This is a genomic window from Streptomyces thermocarboxydus (genome assembly GCF_024760485.1).
GTDB classification, from domain to species: domain Bacteria; phylum Actinomycetota; class Actinomycetes; order Streptomycetales; family Streptomycetaceae; genus Streptomyces; species Streptomyces cellulosae.
In genome coordinates this window covers 1,529,674-1,545,278 of record NZ_CP058273.1, presented here as the reverse complement: position 1 = coordinate 1,545,278, position 15,605 = coordinate 1,529,674, and the positions used below count along the sequence as shown (strand labels likewise).

The 15,605-nt window shown below is 74.2% G+C and carries 16 protein-coding genes and 1 pseudogene; 8 read left to right on the top strand and 9 right to left on the bottom strand.

What is annotated here, in order from left to right:
* Positions 1–177: 177 nt before the first annotated feature.
* The gene (locus AY578_RS07265) at positions 178–1,278 is read right to left on the bottom strand and encodes a pyridoxal-phosphate-dependent aminotransferase family protein (protein ID WP_136239295.1); all 1,101 of its coding nucleotides are present in this window, start codon (positions 1,276–1,278) and stop codon (positions 178–180) included.
* A 158-nt stretch (positions 1,279–1,436) separates the two neighbouring features.
* On the opposite strand from AY578_RS07265, the gene AY578_RS07260 reads away from it, so the two are divergent.
* Genes AY578_RS07260 through AY578_RS07245 form a run of 4 tightly spaced genes read left to right on the top strand, consistent with a single transcriptional unit; the run spans position 1,437 to position 4,317 of the window.
* Positions 1,437–1,808, top strand: a complete 372-nt coding sequence (locus AY578_RS07260; protein ID WP_202415541.1) for a hypothetical protein — start codon at positions 1,437–1,439, stop codon at positions 1,806–1,808.
* A 34-nt stretch (positions 1,809–1,842) separates the two neighbouring features.
* A complete protein-coding gene (locus AY578_RS07255; RefSeq protein ID WP_019522159.1) occupies positions 1,843–2,691 on the top strand; it encodes a transporter substrate-binding domain-containing protein in 849 nt (282 codons plus the stop codon).
* A 4-nt stretch (positions 2,692–2,695) separates the two neighbouring features.
* Positions 2,696–3,529 carry an amino acid ABC transporter permease gene (locus AY578_RS07250; protein WP_019522158.1) on the top strand — a complete coding sequence of 278 codons (834 nt, stop codon included), beginning with the start codon at positions 2,696–2,698 and terminating at the stop codon, positions 3,527–3,529.
* Entirely contained in the window at positions 3,526–4,317 is a 792-nt protein-coding gene (locus tag AY578_RS07245) for an amino acid ABC transporter ATP-binding protein (protein WP_019522157.1), read from the top strand. Before AY578_RS07250 ends, AY578_RS07245 begins: the two co-directional genes overlap by 4 nt.
* 94 nt (positions 4,318–4,411) lie before the next feature.
* Here the strand turns inward: AY578_RS07245 and AY578_RS07240 are convergent, their stop codons facing one another.
* Together AY578_RS07240 and AY578_RS07235 are read right to left on the bottom strand one after the other, a co-directional pair.
* Entirely contained in the window at positions 4,412–5,050 is a 639-nt protein-coding gene (locus tag AY578_RS07240; RefSeq protein ID WP_019522156.1) for a hypothetical protein, read from the bottom strand.
* 244 nt (positions 5,051–5,294) lie between these two features.
* Positions 5,295–5,513, bottom strand: a complete 219-nt coding sequence (locus tag AY578_RS07235; RefSeq protein WP_136239296.1) for a hypothetical protein — start codon at positions 5,511–5,513, stop codon at positions 5,295–5,297.
* 114 nt (positions 5,514–5,627) lie between these two features.
* Between AY578_RS07235 and AY578_RS07230 the strand changes: the two genes are divergently transcribed.
* The 3 genes and pseudogenes from AY578_RS07230 to AY578_RS34255 all read left to right on the top strand — a co-directional run.
* Positions 5,628–6,719, top strand: coding sequence for an amidohydrolase family protein (locus AY578_RS07230; protein ID WP_136239297.1), 1,092 nt, complete (start codon positions 5,628–5,630; stop codon positions 6,717–6,719).
* A 179-nt stretch (positions 6,720–6,898) separates the two neighbouring features.
* Positions 6,899–7,849 (top strand): SCO1860 family LAETG-anchored protein, encoded by a 951-nt coding sequence (locus AY578_RS07225; protein WP_026243409.1) that lies wholly within the window; start codon positions 6,899–6,901, stop codon positions 7,847–7,849.
* 538 nt (positions 7,850–8,387) lie between these two features.
* Positions 8,388–8,492: pseudogene (locus AY578_RS34255) on the top strand (YciI family protein); the annotation flags it as partial.
* Between the two features lie 6 nt (positions 8,493–8,498).
* Here AY578_RS34255 and cobC read toward each other — a convergent pair.
* From cobC to cobM, 6 genes are read right to left on the bottom strand one after another with little or no spacing between them, the layout of a single operon-like run.
* Positions 8,499–9,554 carry an Rv2231c family histidinol phosphate aminotransferase CobC gene (cobC, locus tag AY578_RS07220; protein WP_258902186.1) on the bottom strand — a complete coding sequence of 352 codons (1,056 nt, stop codon included), beginning with the start codon at positions 9,552–9,554 and terminating at the stop codon, positions 8,499–8,501.
* Positions 9,544–10,461 carry a sirohydrochlorin chelatase gene (locus tag AY578_RS07215; RefSeq protein ID WP_028960716.1) on the bottom strand — a complete coding sequence of 306 codons (918 nt, stop codon included), beginning with the start codon at positions 10,459–10,461 and terminating at the stop codon, positions 9,544–9,546. The genes cobC and AY578_RS07215 overlap by 11 nt, the downstream gene beginning before the upstream one ends.
* Entirely contained in the window at positions 10,458–11,045 is a 588-nt protein-coding gene (locus AY578_RS07210; protein ID WP_136239428.1) for a precorrin-8X methylmutase, read from the bottom strand. The genes AY578_RS07215 and AY578_RS07210 overlap by 4 nt, the downstream gene beginning before the upstream one ends.
* Positions 11,042–12,733 (bottom strand): precorrin-3B C(17)-methyltransferase, encoded by a 1,692-nt coding sequence (gene cobJ / locus AY578_RS07205; RefSeq protein WP_019522149.1) that lies wholly within the window; start codon positions 12,731–12,733, stop codon positions 11,042–11,044. Before cobJ ends, AY578_RS07210 begins: the two co-directional genes overlap by 4 nt.
* The gene (locus AY578_RS07200; RefSeq protein ID WP_019522148.1) at positions 12,730–13,959 is read right to left on the bottom strand and encodes a bifunctional cobalt-precorrin-7 (C(5))-methyltransferase/cobalt-precorrin-6B (C(15))-methyltransferase; all 1,230 of its coding nucleotides are present in this window, start codon (positions 13,957–13,959) and stop codon (positions 12,730–12,732) included. The genes cobJ and AY578_RS07200 overlap by 4 nt, the downstream gene beginning before the upstream one ends.
* A complete protein-coding gene (cobM, locus tag AY578_RS07195) occupies positions 13,956–14,774 on the bottom strand; it encodes a precorrin-4 C(11)-methyltransferase (protein ID WP_019522147.1) in 819 nt (272 codons plus the stop codon). The genes AY578_RS07200 and cobM overlap by 4 nt, the downstream gene beginning before the upstream one ends.
* 96 nt (positions 14,775–14,870) lie before the next feature.
* On the opposite strand from cobM, the gene AY578_RS07190 reads away from it, so the two are divergent.
* Positions 14,871–15,599, top strand: coding sequence for a ZIP family metal transporter (locus AY578_RS07190; RefSeq protein WP_019522146.1), 729 nt, complete (start codon positions 14,871–14,873; stop codon positions 15,597–15,599).
* Positions 15,600–15,605 lie beyond the last annotated feature (6 nt).

Below are 15,605 nucleotides of genomic sequence, written 5' to 3'. Positions count from 1 at the left end.
CCCTGGGGGCGCACCGCCCTCGTTGTCTGCGGGCAGTCGTGCCTCTCCCAGTGCCTCAAGGGCCTGGGAGGTACCCCCCAGAGCGACGGGGAGGGTGGGCGCAGGTGGTGACCCGTCAGCGCCGGGGTGCGCGGCACACCCGGGCCGTGCCAGCGCCGGCGGCTCAGTAAGTCCCGCTCAGCCCCACGCCCGCTCCGCCGCCTCCAGCGCCGCGGGCAGGTCGACGGACAGCCCCGCGTCCCTCAGGGCCGTTGCCAGAGCCGCGAAGCACGCCCGTACTGTCCCCCGCGTCGCGTCCGGCCCGTAGTGGTTCACCCGGATCATCTCCCGTGCCAGCACACCCCCACCCGCCGCGAGCGGCAGCTCAGGGTCCGCGGCCAGGGCGCGAGCCACCAGCTCCGACGCCGTCGTCCCGGAAGGCACCCGCACCGTCGTGGCGACCGGCGCCGCATCCCCCGCGTCACGCACGTACGGTGCGATCCCCCCGCCCAGCGCCACGACCCCCGCCCGCGTCGCGGCGGCAGCCGACGCGTGCCGGGCCATCACCGTCTCCAGGCCCTCCGCCTCGATCCGCTCCACGCACGCCTCCAGCGCGAGCATCTCCAGCTGCGCCGGCGCGTGCAGCAGCGTCTTGCGGCCGCCGTCGATCCACCGCTCCTTCCAGTCGAGGAGGGAGAGGTAGGACCGGCGCGGCGCGTTCGGGTTGGCCGCCATACGGGCCCAGGCCCGCTCGCTCACCGACACCGCCGACACCCCGGCCGGCCCGCCCATCGCCTTCTGCGCCCCGATGACGCACAGGTCGACGCCCCAGGCGTCCGGCAGCACCGGCTCCGCGCCCACCGAGGCGACCGCGTCCAGGTAGAACAACGCGCCGTGCTCCCGCACCACCTCGCCGATCGCGGCGACCGGGTTGGTGTTGCCGGTGGCGGCCTCGGCGTGCACCAGCGACACGAAGTCGATCTCCGGGTGCTCGGCGAACGCGTCCCGCACCTGCTGGGCGGTCACCGCCGTGTGGAACGGCACCGTCAGATCGATGACCGTGGCGCCGCAGTCCCGCAGCCAGTCGCCGAAGGTCTGCCCGTAGGGGCCGGTGATGACGTTCAGCGCGGTCGTCCCGGGCCCGGCCGCGGCGCGGATCGCGCCCTCCAGCGGCAGCAGCGCCTCGCCCTGGGTGATCAGCACGTCCTGCCCGGTGCCCAGCAGCCGTGCCACCCGGTCCTCGATCGAGGCGAAGCGCGCGGCGCTCAGCGGGGGCAGGTCCAGGAGGAGGTTCGTCACGGTGGTGCTCTTTCGCTCAGGATCGCGGTACGCGCCTGCGAGCCTAACCCTTCCCCGGCGGCCGCCCGTCAGGTTGTCCGAAGGACCGCTTTGATCTTGCCCGCCGGATCACTACCGTGACGCTCCTGCAAGACACCCCACATCGAGGAAGCGCTCACGTGCGAAGACGAATACGGGTCGCCGGCTCACTCGCCGTACCCGCCCTGCTGGGCCTGAGCCTGCTGGCCCCCACCACCGCCCAGGCCGCGGACGTCACGTCCGGCGACTACAAGGCGGTGTTCAACTACACCAAGCCGGGCAGCTCCACGCTGGACCACTCGATCCTCAACGACCTCGCCGGTCTGGTCGACCGGGCGGCGCCGGGCCGCACGGCCCCCGTGCACCCCTCCGTCCGACGGCCCGTACCGTCCCTCGCGGTCCGGGCCGTCGGCACGCCGGGGGCCGAATCACGGGGCGTGAGCGGAAGATCGGAGGCCGAACGGCGTAGTCCTCCTCCGATTGATGTGAGGTGCCCAAACGTTTCCTTATAATCGGAACTTCTCGTTTCGCTCACAGGAGGCCCTCGTGAACACGCTTCCCGGCCGCAGGACCCGGGTCCTGGTTGCCACCACCGCGACGGCCGGGATGGTGCTCCTCGCCGCCTGCACGTCCACCGGCGACTCGGGCGGCGGCTCCAAGACCGCCGGCGGGGTCGAGCTCGTCAAGGCGGGCCGGCTGACCACCTGCACCCACCTGCCGTACCCGCCGTTCCAGTCGGAGATCGACGGCAAGGTGCAGGGCTTCGACGTCGCCCTGATCGACCTGGTCGCCGACGACCTCGGCGTGAAGCAGCAGATCCTCGACACGCCGTTCGAGAACTTCAAGACCGGCGCCTTCCTCAACTCCGGCGAGTGCGACCTGGCCGCGGCCGGTATGACCATCACCGAGGAGCGGAAGAAGAACGTCGACTTCTCCGACCCGTACTTCAACGCCACCCAGGCCGTCCTCGTCGCCAAGGACAGCGGGGTCGGCTCCCTCGCCGACGTGAAGGCGAAGAACGTCAAGCTGGGCGCCCAGGCGCAGACCACCGGCGAGGACTACGTCAAGGGCCAGGGGTACGACCCGGTCTCCTTCGAGTCCTCCGACGCCGTCCTCAACGGCCTGCGCACCGGCCAGGTCAAGGCCGTCGTCATCGACTACCCCGTCGTCCAGGGCTGGCTGAAGGACAAGGCCAACGCCGACGCCTTCACCGTCGCCGAGCAGATCGACACCGGCGAGGAGTACGGCTTCACCGTGAAGAAGGGCAACACCGCCCTGCGCGAGGCCGTGAACAAGGCGCTCGCGGACGCCAAGGCGGACGGCACGTACAAGAAACTGTACGAGCAGTGGATCGGCCCGTACGACGAGTCCGCCGCCTCGCCGGCCGCCTCCTGACCCCATGGCCGACACGGAGAAGACGCCCGTCCCCCGGCGGAAGGGCCTGACCCGGCGCCAGAAGCGGAGCATCTCGCGCGGCATCCAGTACGCCGTGTTCGTCGCGGCCGTGATCGCCTTCGGCGTCACGGCCGACTGGGGACGGCTGCAGAACCAGTTCGCGCAGGTCGACATCGCCCGGCGGATGTTCCCGGACGTCATCACGCTGGCGCTGAAGAACACCGTCCTCTACACGGTGACCGGCTTCGGCGTCGGCCTGGCGCTCGGCATGGTCATCGCCCTGATGCGGCTGTCGTCCGTCGGCCCCTACCGCTGGCTGGCCGGCATCTACATCGAGATCTTCCGCGGCCTGCCCGCCCTGCTGATCTTCATCTTCATCGGCGTCGCCGTCCCGCTCGCCTTCCCCGGCACGGAGATCATCGGCGGCACGTACGGCAAGGTCGCCCTCGCGCTCGGCCTGGTGGCCGCCGCCTACATGGCGGAGACCATCCGGGCCGGCATCCAGGCCGTCCCCAAGGGGCAGATGGAGGCGGCCCGCTCGCTGGGCTTCTCACCCGGCCGCGCCATGGTGTCGATCATCATCCCGCAGGCCTTCCGGATCATCCTGCCGCCGCTCACCAACGAACTGGTCCTGCTGTTCAAGGACTCCTCGCTGGTGCTGTTCCTCGGCGTCACCCTGGAGGAGCGCGAGCTGTCCAAGTACGGCCGCGACCTGGCCAGCCAGACCGCCAACTCCACGCCGATCCTGGTGGCCGGCCTGTGCTACCTGCTGATCACCATCCCGCTCGGCTTCGTCGTGCGCCGCATGGAGGCCAAGGCCCAGGAGGCCGTCAAGTGAGCCGCCCCGAGATCCGCGTCAGCGGACTCCACAAGTCGTTCGGTGACAACCATGTGCTGCGCGGCATCGACCTGGAGATCGGCCAGGGCGACGTCGTCTGCGTCATCGGCCCGTCCGGCTCCGGCAAGTCCACCCTCCTGCGCTGCGTGAACCTCCTGGAGGAGCCCACCGAGGGCCAGGTCTTCGTCGGCGGCGTCGAACTGACCGACCCGGACGTGGACATCGACGCCGCACGCCGCCGTATCGGCATGGTGTTCCAGCAGTTCAACCTGTTCCCGCACCTGACCGTCACCGAGAACCTCACACTGCCCCAGCGCCGCGTGCTGCGGCGCGGCAAGAGGGAGGCCGCGAAGGTCGCCGCGCAGAACCTGGAGCGGGTCGGCCTCGCCGAGAAGGCCGACGCCTACCCGTCCTCCCTCTCCGGCGGCCAGCAGCAGCGCGTCGCCATCGCCCGCGCGCTCGCCATGGGCCCCGAGGTGATGCTGTTCGACGAGCCCACCTCGGCGCTCGACCCCGAACTGGTCGGCGACGTCCTCGCCGTGATGCGGATGCTCGCCGACGAGGGCATGACGATGATGGTCGTCACCCACGAGATGACCTTCGCCCGCGAGGTCGCCGACCGGGTCGTCTTCATGGACGGCGGCGTGATCGTCGAGGACGGCACCCCCGAGCGTGTCATCGGCGCGCCCCAGCACGAGCGCACCCGGCACTTCCTGTCCCGGCTCCTCGACCCGGCCATGGCGGAGGTCGAGGAGGAGACGTCGGACCAGGTGAGGAAGTCCGGCTAGCTAGACCGGCGGAGCACGGCACGGACGAAGCCGCCCTCCCGGAACCCGCCCCGCAGGGCGACTCCGGGAGGGCGGCCCCGGTGGGCGGCGGACGTCAGCCGGCGGCCCAGACGACCGGCTCGTCCTCGTAGGCGTCGCCCTCGTCGAACGACGCCGCGACGACCGGCGCGGTCTTCGTCGCGCTCAGCGAGCAGGTCTCGAACGACGCGCCTTTGGCCGTGAAGTCGGCCGGCGCGTTCTCCCGGTCGCACTTGCCCGGAAGGTCGCCGATCAGGATGACACCCGTGCCGGCGCCGCCCTCCAGATCGCCGTCCAGCTTCAGCGAGGCGTAGGACAGGTCGGTACCGCCGACGTTCTCCACCTTCATCTTGATGTAGTACGGCGTCATGCCCTTGGCCTTCGCACCGAAGGCGCCGACCATGTCGGCCTCGGCGCCCTTCTCGATCGCCGTGACGGTGACCGCGATGGTGCCCTTCTTCTCGCTCGTGTACTCGAACGGCAGGACGGCCCGGTCGCCGACCTTGAGCTTCGTGCCCGGGGCGGTGACGTCACCGCCGGCCGCAGGGCTCTCCTCGGCCGGCTCCTCCGACGCGGGCGTCTCGGCGGGCGCCGAGGCCGACGGCGACTCCTTCGCCGCCGCGTCCGCGTCGCCGTCGTCGTTGCACGCCGACAGTCCGAGTCCGACGGTGATGACCGCGGCGGCCGCGAGAACGGCGCGTCCCTTGTGTCCCACTGGGTGTTCCCCCTGTTGTGTCACTGAAAGACCGCCCGGGACGCCTGCCCGGACGCTCACTTGCCGTCGGTGACGGCGATACGCCAGGGAGGCACGCGTGCCTGCCGGTGCGTCACGTCACCGACAGGCACTATGTCACCCGCCGTGATACGGCCGGCACACAGGCGGTACACAGGTGTGTCACAGCCATGAGGTACGGTGCGCTCCGCGGTCTCGGCCCACGCGGGCCCGTACGGCGGCCGCCTCACCGGCCGGCTCCCGCGCGGCGCCGGACCCACCCGCCGCCTCCCGCAGCCCGGCGGCCTTCCTCCGGCACGCCTGCCAGGGGATACAGGGAGCGGATGGCACGGGCCACCTCGACCGCGCGTTCCGCCCGGCCGGCCGCCGCCCGCAGGTCGCCGGGATCGCGCACGTCGTACAGGCGCACGTCGAGCAGGCCGACGAGGACCCGGGTCTCGGACATCGGATCGTCGAGTGAGCGGGCCGGCTCCAGGAAGAACGACCGTCCGTGACAGGAGGGCCGGTGGCGGCGGGAGCGCCCGCACGGGGCCGCGGGCGACGAACTATCGTGCGGGGCATGAGCGATCAGTCGGTGCTGCACGTGAAGGGGCGGATCCTCGTCGGGCCGGACGAGGTCCGCGACGAGCTGTGGGTGGTCGGCGGGCGCGTCTCCTACGACCGTCCCGCCGGCGCCCGTGACGTCCGGACCGTCGACGGCTGGGTGCTGCCCGGCCTGGTCGACGCCCACTGCCACGTGGGTCTCGACCGGCACGGCGCCGTCCCCGAGGACGTCGCGGAGAAGCAGGCTCTCACCGACCGGGACGCCGGCGCGCTGCTGCTGCGCGACGCCGGATCGCCCTCCGACACCCGGTGGATCGACGACCGCGAGGACCTCCCGAAGATCATCAGGGCCGGACGGCACATCGCCCGCACCCGCCGGTACATCCGCAACTACGCCTGGGAGGTCGAGCCCGACGACCTCGCCGCGTACGTCGCCCAGGAGGCCCGGCGCGGCGACGGCTGGGTGAAGCTGGTCGGCGACTGGATCGACCGCGACCTGGGCGACCTGTCGGCCTGCTGGCCGCGCGGCGCCGTGGAGGCGGCCATCGCCGAGGCGCACCGGCTGGGCGCCCGCGTCACCGCACACTGCTTCGCCGAGGACTCCCTGCGCGACCTCGTCGAGGCGGGCATCGACTGCGTCGAGCACGCGACGGGCCTGACCGACGACACCATCCCGCTGTTCGCCGAACGGGGCGTCGCGATCGTCCCGACCCTGGTCAACATCGCCACCTTCCCCGCGCTCGCGGACGGCGGCGAGAGCAAGTTCCCGCGCTGGTCCGCCCATATGCGCCGGCTCCACGAGCGCCGCTACGACACCGTGCGCTCCGCCTACGACGCCGGCATCCCCGTCTTCGTCGGCACCGACGCCGGCGGCACCCTCCCGCACGGGCTCGCCGCCGAGGAGGTGGCGGAACTGGCCAAGGCCGGACTCCCGCCCGTCGAGGCACTCGCCGCCGGCACCTGGAAGGCCAGGGCCTGGCTCGGCCGCCCCGGCCTGGAGGAGGGCGCCCCGGCCGACCTGGTGGTCTACGACGCCGACCCGCGCGCGGACCTGCGGGTGCTCACCGCTCCGCGCCGGGTGGTGCTCGACGGGCGCGTCGTCGCGTAGGACGCGCCCGCCGGCGGGGCCCCTGGAGGGTGACGGCGGGGAACAGCCGTACCCCGGAAATCGAAAATGCTCTCCGATCTTCCCCGAAGGGGTGAAGAGTCGCCGGATCGCTGACGGGGCGGCACGGGCGCGGACATTCTTTCCGGGTCCCAGCAACATCTCATGGGGGTCCCACCACCTTGTACACCATCAACTTCCGTACGTCTGCCCGCCGTTGGTCCGCAGCTGCCGTCGCCTGCGCGCTCACTGCGGGACCCGTCGCCCTCGCCGGTGCGGCGCCGGCGTACGCCACCGAGGGCCACGGCCACGCGAGCGCCTCCGTGCTGCGCACCGACCTCGACGTGTCCCTGCTCAACAAGTCGGTGCAGGTCCCGCTCACCGTCTCCCTCAACGAGGTCGAGGCGCCGGAGAGCGCGCGGAAGACGGCGCTCACCGCCACGCTCGACGGCGTGAACCACGGCAAGCCGTTCAGCGTGCTGCGCGCCGAGGTGGCCGACGCGGTCGCGACGGTCGAGGGGAACAGGGCGGAGGCGTCCACCACCCTCGCCGACGCCCGCCTGCACGTGCCCGGCCTGCCGCTGCTGTCGCTCGTCGAACTGGAGGCGGTCAGCTCCAAGGCGGTCTGCGAGGCGGGCCGGACCCCGCACGCCTCGGTCACCCTGCCCGCCGCGGTCACCGTCCTCGGCAAGCGGGTCTCGCTGAGCGCGGGCGGCCCGACGCACGTCGAGGTGCCGGGGGTGGGGTCGGTCCGCCTCGACCTGTCGACGACCGGGACGACGACGTCGACGGCGGCGGCCACGGCTCTGAAGCTGGAGGTGTCGGTCAATCCGGCGAAGCTGAATGTGGCGGAGGTGGAGGGGCGGCTGACGCTGGCGGAGTCGAAGTGTGAGACGCCGGCGGCGGACGCTGTCGAGGAGGCTCCGGAGGCCGCCGCCCCCGAGGCCCCCGAGAAGGCGGAACCCGCCGTCGAACCTCAGGGCGCCCGTGCCGACCATGCCGCGCCTGCGGAGACCAACCTCGCCGAGACGGGCGGCGACTCGGCCACGCCGTACGTGGCGGCGGGGGCGGTGGCGCTGCTTGCGGCAGGCGGGGGAGCGGTGTTGCTGTCGCGGCGGGGGCGACGGAACTGACCCGAGGGGGTCGGGGGCGCGGGGGGACGCCCCCGCACCCCCGGGCGACGGCGCCCTTTCAACGGCGGTGCCGGAGGCGCTTTGAAGGGGCGCGAGGAACTGCGCGACCGGCCACGGACGACTGCGCCCGGCGTCGCAGAGGTGCCGCTGCGCCCACCCGTGCCGCCCTGCGGCACGATTGCCCGCAGCTGTGGGGACGTATCCAGGCGGCGGTGCGGAGGCGCCTTGAAGGGCGCGGGGAACTGTGCGACCGCCACGGACGACTGCGCCCGGCGTCGCAGAGGTGCCGCTGCGCCCAGCGGTGCCGCCCCTGCGGCACGATTGCCCGCAGCTGTGGGGACGTGTCCAGGCGGCGGTGCCGGAGGCGCCTTGAAGGGGTGCGGGGAACTGTGCGACCGGCCACGGACGACCTGCGCCCGGCGTCGCAGAGGTGCCGCTGCGCCCATCCGTGCCGCCCCTGCGGCACGACTGCCCGCAGCTGCGGGGACGTGTCCAGGCGGCGGTGCCGGAGGCGCCTTGATGGGGCGCGGGGAACTGTGCGGTCCGAGCACCGGGCCCGACCACGGCCCGTGCCGTCCTCACCCCGGACCGGTACGCCGACATCGAGGTGCACAACTGGCAGTGCGGCGGACGCCCGTCATAACCGACGTCAGGCGTCCAGCACCCGCCCCAGCGCCCGCAAGAACCCCTCCGTCGTCTCCCGGTCCCGTACCGCCAGGCGCAGCCAATCCGCGTCGAGCCCGGGGAACGTATCCCCGCGGCGGGCCGCGTAGCCAAGCGTGCGCAGCCGTCGGCGGACCCCCGCCGCGTCCGGGACGCGCACCAGGACGAAGGGAGCCTCCGCCGGTTCCACCACCCGTACGCCGGAAGGCGCGAAGTCCCGCAACCCCGCGAGCAGAAACGCGCGGCTCGCCGCGATCTCCCGCGCCGCCTCCTCCGCCTCCGCCAGCGCCGCAGGCGACACGCACGCCTCCGCCGCCGCCAGCGCCGGCGTCGACACCGGCCACAGCGGCTGCGCCCGCTCCAGCAGCGCGACGGACTCCGGGGCCGCCAGCACGTACCCGATCCGCAGGCCCGCCAGCCCCCACGTCTTCGTCAGGCTGCGCAGCACGACCAGCCCCGGGACGTCCGTCCGCCCCGCCAGCGCCTCCCGTTCGCCCGGGACCGCGTCCATGAAGGCCTCGTCCACCACCAGCGTCCGCCCGGGGCGGGCGAGTTGGGCGACCGAGGCCGCCGGGTGCAGCACCGACGTCGGGTTGGTCGGGTTGCCGATCACCACCAGGTCCGCGTCCTCAGGGACCGCCGCCGGGTCGAGGCGGAAGCCGTCGGACGCCCGCAGCAGCACCCGGTCCACCGTGTGCCCCGCGTCCCGCAGCGCCGCTTCCGGCTCCGTGAACTGCGGATGCACCACCACCGGCCGTGACACCTTCAGCGCCCGCGCCAGCAGCACGAACGCCTCCGCCGCGCCCGCCGTCAGCAGCACCCGCTCCACGGGCAGCCCGTGCCGCGCCGCCACCGCCGCCCGCGCGGCCCGCCCGTCCGGGTAGGCGGCGAGCCCCGCCAGCGACGAGGCGATACGCTCCCGCAGCCACGCCGGGGGCGTGTCCGCACGGACGTTGACCGCGAGGTCGACCAGCGCGCCGCCGTCGTCGCGGACCTCGGCGTCGCCGTGATGGCGCAGGTCGTGCAGCGGCTCAGTGGGCATGACTGTGCCCGTGGGAGTGCGCGTGACCGTCACCGTGATGATGGTGCCCGTCGTCGTCCGGGTGGAAGTGCGGCTGCTGCGGCAGCCCCACCTTGTCCTCGAACCCCGGCAGAGCGATCCGGTACACACACGAGTCGCAGTTCATCCGCAGATCACCCTTCACGGCCTCCTCGTACCGCTCCAGGACCAGATCCAGCAGCTCCGGCTCCGGGCCGATGACGTCCGCCGACCGCACCTCGGCGTCCGGGTGGGCCGCCGCCCACTCCTGGGCCTGCGTCCGCACCCGGTCCGGCAGGATGCCGGTGAACAGGAAGTACGGCAGCACGACGATCCGCCGCGCCCCCAGCCGTGCGCACCGGTCGAGACCGCCCGGCACGTCCGGCTGCGCCAGCGACACGAACGCCGTCTCCACGCCCGCGTACCCGCGCCCCTCCCACAGCAGCCGGGCCGCCTTGAACACCTCCGCGTTGGCGTCTGGGTCCGTCGACCCGCGCCCCACCAGCAGCACCGTCACCTCGGCGGGGTCCCAGGACGGGTCCACCGCCTCGGCGAGCCGCCGCTCCAGCACCCGCAGCAGCGCCGGATGCGGGCCCAGGGGGCGGCCGTACGTGTACGAGACGCCGGGGTGGCGTTCCTTCTCGCGGGCCAGTGCGGCCGGGATGTCGCCCTTGGCGTGCCCGGCGGACACCAGCATCAGCGGCACGGCCGCGAACCGCCGCACCCCCCGCTCCACCAGCTCCGCGACGGCCTCGCCCAGCGGCGGCGGGGACAGCTCGATGAAGCCGCCCGCGACGGGCAGGCCGGGCCGGCGGCGGCCCAGTTCCCGCACGAAGGCGCGGAACGCCTCCGCTCCGGCGTCGTCCCGGGTGCCGTGGCCGGCGATGAGCAGGGCGGGCGGGGTGGTCACAGGGTCTCCTCGGTCGAAACGGGGTGGTACAGCAGGGCGTTGAGCGCGGCGGCGGCGACCGCCGACCCGCCCTTCTCGGACACGTTGCTCACGGCGGGCAGTCCGCTCTCCCGCAGCGCCGCCTTGGACTCGGCGGCGCCGACGAACCCGACGGGCAGGCCGATCACCAGCGCGGGCGAGACGTCCAGGGTCAGCAGCTCCTCCAGCGCGGTCGGCGCGCACCCGATCACCCACAGGGCGCCGGGCCCGACCTCCTCGTACGCGAGCCGCACGGCGTGCGCGGAGCGGGTCAGCCCGGGCCCGGACCGCGCCTCACGCAGCCGGCACACGGTCTCGCGGCGGGTGATCCCGGCCGCGACCATCTCCACGTCCGCGACGACGGGCGCGCCCCTGTGCAACGCGGCGTGCGCACGCTCCAGTTGGGCCTCGTCCATGACGAGGTCGGCGGCGTACTCCAGGTCGGCGGAGGAGTGCACGACCCGCTCCACGACCGCCCGCGTCAGCGGCGGGAACCCGGAGGTGTCGAGGCGGGCGCGCAGCCGCCGGAACGACTCCTGCTCGATGGGGTGGATCACGCGGTTCACCGGGTCTCCTCCTGCCAGCGGTAGCCGCGCGGGGTGACCATGCGCCCCGCGATCTCCCGGGTCGCCGTGTTGCCCACGGTCACGACCGTCATCATGTCGACCGTCGCCGGGTCCAGCGCGGCCAGCGTGGTCAGCCGCACCGACTCGTCCACGCGGGACGCGTTCCGCACGACCCCGACCGGTGTGGCGGGCGTCCGGTGCCCGGCGAGCACGGCGAGCGCCTTCGGCAGCTGCCAGTCACGGCCCCGGCTGCGCGGGTTGTAGAACGTCACCACCAGGTCCGCCTCGGCCGCCGCCCGCACCCGCCGCTCGATGACCTCCCACGGCGTGTGCAGGTCGGACAGGCTGATGGACACATGGTCGTGGCCCAGCGGCGCCCCGAGCAGCGCGCCCGCCGCGAGCGCCGCCGTCACCCCCGGCACGCCTACGACGTCGATGTCGTCGGACGCCTCCGCGAGCGCCGGGGACGCCATCGCGTACACGCCCGCGTCGCCGCTGCCGATCAGCGCGACCGCCTGCCCGCGCCGGGCCTCCTCGACGGCCGTACGCGCCCGCTCCTCCTCCGCGCCGAGCCCCGACTCCAGCACGCGCGTGCCGGGCCGCAGCAGGTCGCGGATCTGGTCGACGTACTGGTCGAGCCCCACCAGCACGGACGCGCGCCGCAGTTCGTCCCGCGCGCGGGGAGTGAGCAGGTCCCGCGCGCCGGGCCCGAGCCCGACCACCGCGAGCCGCCCCCGCCCCGGACGCCGTGCGACCGCGCAGGTCGCCATGGCGGGGGAGTCCACCGAGCCCGCCGACTTCCGCTTCGGCACGAGGAGTTCACCGCCGCCGACGAGCGCGGCGGCCTCCGCGACGGACGGGGTGCCGACGGCGGCGAGCGGCGCGTCCGACGGGTTCGGGACCGTGACGCGCGCGAGCTCCTCCGCCGGGTGCGTCACCAGCGGCACGCCGAGCCGCCGTGCGGCCTCCACGAGCCCCGGCTCCCCGGCCTTGGCGTCCACGGTGGCCAGTTCGGCCACGGACGCCGCCGACAGTCCCGCCTCCCGCAGCGCGTCCTCGACGAGCCCGAGCACCTCCTCGACGGGGGCGCCCTTCGACGCGCCGACCCCGACGACGAGCGTCGGCGGCCGCAACACCGCCTCCCCGTCGGCCGGTTCGACCAGCCGGTCCGTCACCCGGACCGTGTACGCGCCCTCGTCGGCGACGGGAAGCGGCGGCAGCGGCCAGGTCACCTCGGCGCGCAGCGCCACCGCCTCACCGTCCAGCAGCGCCCGCGACACGGCCGCCACATCGCCCTCCACGGGGAGGCCCAGCGTGTCGAGCCCCGGCAGCCCCACCGCGTCCGTCGCGGTCGTCACCACCGGCTCCGCGCCCAGCACCTCGCCCACCTCGCGGGCGAGTTCGTTCGCGCCGCCCCCGTGACCGCCGAGCAGCGACACCGCGAACCGCCCGGCCTCGTCCACGCACACCACGCCCGGGTCGTCCGCCTTGCCGTGCAGCAGCGGCGCCACCAGCCGCACCACGGCCCCGGTGGCGAGGAAACACACCAGCCGGTCGCACTCGGCGAACGCGGCCCGTACCGCGTCCGCCACCGGACCGCCGTACACACGCGTGCGGTCCGGCCACGCGGCGGCCAGCCGGTCCCGCGCCGCCGCTCCCGCCGCCGTGGCGGAGATGAGGCCGATCACTCGCAGACTCCTTCACTGTGCGCCGGGGGCCGGACGCCCCACAGCAGGAAAACCGGATTGGTGGCCGCCAGCCGGGTCACGTCCCCCGGCAGCGGCGCCAGCCGCGACGACTGCAGCAGCACGCCGTCACAGACCAGACCGGCGTCGGTCAGCGCCGCCCGCGCGGCCGGCACCCGGTCCAGCGCGGCCATCGCGACGACGACCGTCCGCCGCGCCCGGCGCGCGCACGCGCCGACGACCGCCGGCAGCTCCCGGCCACCGCCCCCGACGAACACGGCGTCCGGATCGTCGTCCAGCCCGTCCAGCACGCCCGGCGCCTCACCGTGCACGACCGTCACGCCGACCCCGTGCGCGGCGGCGTTGGCGCGCACCCGCTCCACACCGTCCGCGTCCCGCTCCACGGCCACGACGGCCGCGCCGAGCCGCGCGCACTCCACGGCCACCGAGCCCGACCCCGCGCCGACGTCCCACACCAGGTCGCCGGGGCGCGGACCCAGCCGGGCCAGGGCCAGCGCCCGCACCTCGAACTTGGTGATCATCGAGTCCCGGTGCGCGAACTCCGCCTCCGGCAGCGCCCATCCGGCCGGACGCTCCCCGGGCCCCGCGACCGTACGCACCGGCCCCAGCGCCCGCTCCTCGTCCAGGCACAGCACCACGCTCACCGCCGAACCCCAGTCCCGGCCGGCCGCCTCCTCGGGCGTCACCCGCTCCACCGACTCCCCGGCCGCGCCCAGCGCCGACGCGACGACCAGCACCCGCCGCTCCCCGCGCAGCGCCGCCCCCAGCTCGGCAGGCCCGGAGCCGGGCCCCGTCAGCACGGCGACCTTCGGATACGCCCGGCACACGTTCACCGCCGTCCGCGGCTCCCGCCCGTGCGCGCTGACGACCACCGCGTCGTCCCACGGCAGCCCGGCCCGCGCGAACGCGGCGGCGACGGACGACACCCCCGGCCGCACGTCCAGCCGCTCCGGACCGAACCGCTCGGCCAGCGCCCGGACGATCCCGAAGAACCCGGGATCACCGGAGGCCAGCACCACCACCGGCCGCTCCTCGGCCATGTACGCGGCGATCGTGTCCAGCGCGGGCGCCAGCGGCCCCAGTACCACCCGCTCGGCCCCCTCCGGCAGGTCCACGGCGTCCAGATGCCGCCGCCCGCCGACGACGAGCGCCGCCTTCTCCGGCAGGTCGACCGGCGCGCCCGTCCCCGTGCCCACCACGGTGATCATGTGCTCGCCCCCCGCTCCCGCAGCTCCCTGCGCGCCCGCGGGTCGGCCTTGCGGAAGCCGTGGAAGTGGCCCGGGTGGTACAGGTGCGAGCGGGTGCCGTGCGCGTCGAGGGCGGGACCGACCAGGAACAGCGTGTGCTTCCACAGCTTGTGCTCCTTGACGGTCTCCTCCAGCGTGCCGATCGTGCACCGCACCACCAGCTCCTCCGGCCAGGTCGCCTGGTACGCCACCACGACCGGCGTGGACGTCGGATAGCCGCCCTCCAGCAGCTCCCGCACCAGCTGCCCGCTCCGGGCCGCCGACAGGAACACCGCCATCGTGGTGCCGTGCCGCGCGAACTCCCGCACCTCCTCACCGGGCGGCATCGGCGTCTTCCCGCCGCCCAGCCGGGTGAGGATCACCGACTGCGCCACCTCCGGGATCGTCAGCTCCCGCCCCGCGAGCGCCGCCACCGCCGAGAAGGACGACACCCCCGGCACGATCTCCGTGGCGATGCCCAGCTCCACGCACCGGTCGAACTGCTCCTGGGTGCCGCCCCACAGCGCGGGGTCACCCGAGTGGATCCGCGCCACCTTCAGCCCCTCGTCACGGGCCCGCGCGTAGACGGCCACCACGTCCTCCAGCGACATGGTCGCCGAGTCGAGGATCTCCGCGTCCTGCCGCGCGTGCTCCAGGACCTCCGCCTGGACCAGGCTGGCGGCCCAGATCACCACGTCCGCCTCGGCGATGGCCCGCGCGGCGCGGAACGTCAGCAGATCGGCGGCGCCGGGACCGGCCCCGACGAAGGTCACCTTGCCGGTGGGGGCGTCGGACATGGAGAAGGGTCCTTCCCTGAAGACGGTCGGAAGTCGAAGAGGGTCGATCGGCTGTCACGCGTGCGCGGACGCCCGCCGATCGGATACGAAGAGCACATGGCGGTCCTCGTCGCGCTGGGCGCGTTCCTGATGACGCTGGCCGGCGGCTGGTCGGCGCACCGTGTGACCGACCGCCGCCACCTGGTGCTGGGCCTGGCCGGCGGACTGATGCTCGGCGTGGTCGGCCTGGAACTCCTCCCGGAGTCTCTGGAGGCCGCCGGCGCCGAGCTGTACGGCGTGCCGGTGGCACTGCTCCTCTTCGTCACCGGCTTCCTGCTGGCCCACCTGGTGGAACGGCTCCTCGCGCACCGTCAGGCCGCGCACGGGGCGGCCGAGAACCACGGCCGCACGCCCGAGGTGGGCCTCACCGCGGCGGCGGCGATGGTCGGGCACAGCGCGATGGACGGCGTGGCGATCGGCGCCGCCTTCCAAGTGGGCGGCGGCATGGGCGCCGCGGTCGCGGTCGCCGTGATCGCCCACGACTTCGCGGACGGCTTCAACACGTACACACTCGCCCACGCCTACGGCAACGCCCGCCGCCGCGCCCTCACCATGCTGTGGGCGGACGCGGTGGCGCCGGTCGCGGGCGCCGCGTCCACCCTGTTCTTCACGATCCCGGAGCCGCTGCTCGGCGGCTACCTCGGCCTGTTCGGCGGCGCGCTGCTGTACCTCGCGGCGGCCGAGATCCTGCCCGAGGCGCACCACGCCCACCCGGCTCGCTCGACCCTGGTGTGCACGGTCGCCGGGGTGCTGTTCATCTGGCTGGTGGTGGGCGCCGCCCACTGACCGCCC

Bases quoted from the DNA above. Each gene is read 5' to 3' on its own strand.
- AY578_RS07235 (WP_136239296.1), bottom strand. From the start codon at position 5,513: ATGTCCGAGACCCGGGTCCTCGTCGGCCTGCTCGACGTGCGCCTGTAC.
- AY578_RS07250 (WP_019522158.1), top strand. From the start codon at position 2,696: ATGGCCGACACGGAGAAGACGCCCGTCCCCCGGCGGAAGGGCCTGACC.
- AY578_RS07230 (WP_136239297.1), top strand. From the start codon at position 5,628: ATGAGCGATCAGTCGGTGCTGCACGTGAAGGGGCGGATCCTCGTCGGG.
- cobC (WP_258902186.1), bottom strand. From the start codon at position 9,554: ATGCCCACTGAGCCGCTGCACGACCTGCGCCATCACGGCGACGCCGAG.
- cobM (WP_019522147.1), bottom strand. From the start codon at position 14,774: ATGTCCGACGCCCCCACCGGCAAGGTGACCTTCGTCGGGGCCGGTCCC.
- AY578_RS07200 (WP_019522148.1), bottom strand. From the start codon at position 13,959: ATGATCACCGTGGTGGGCACGGGGACGGGCGCGCCGGTCGACCTGCCG.
- AY578_RS07190 (WP_019522146.1), top strand. From the start codon at position 14,871: ATGGCGGTCCTCGTCGCGCTGGGCGCGTTCCTGATGACGCTGGCCGGC.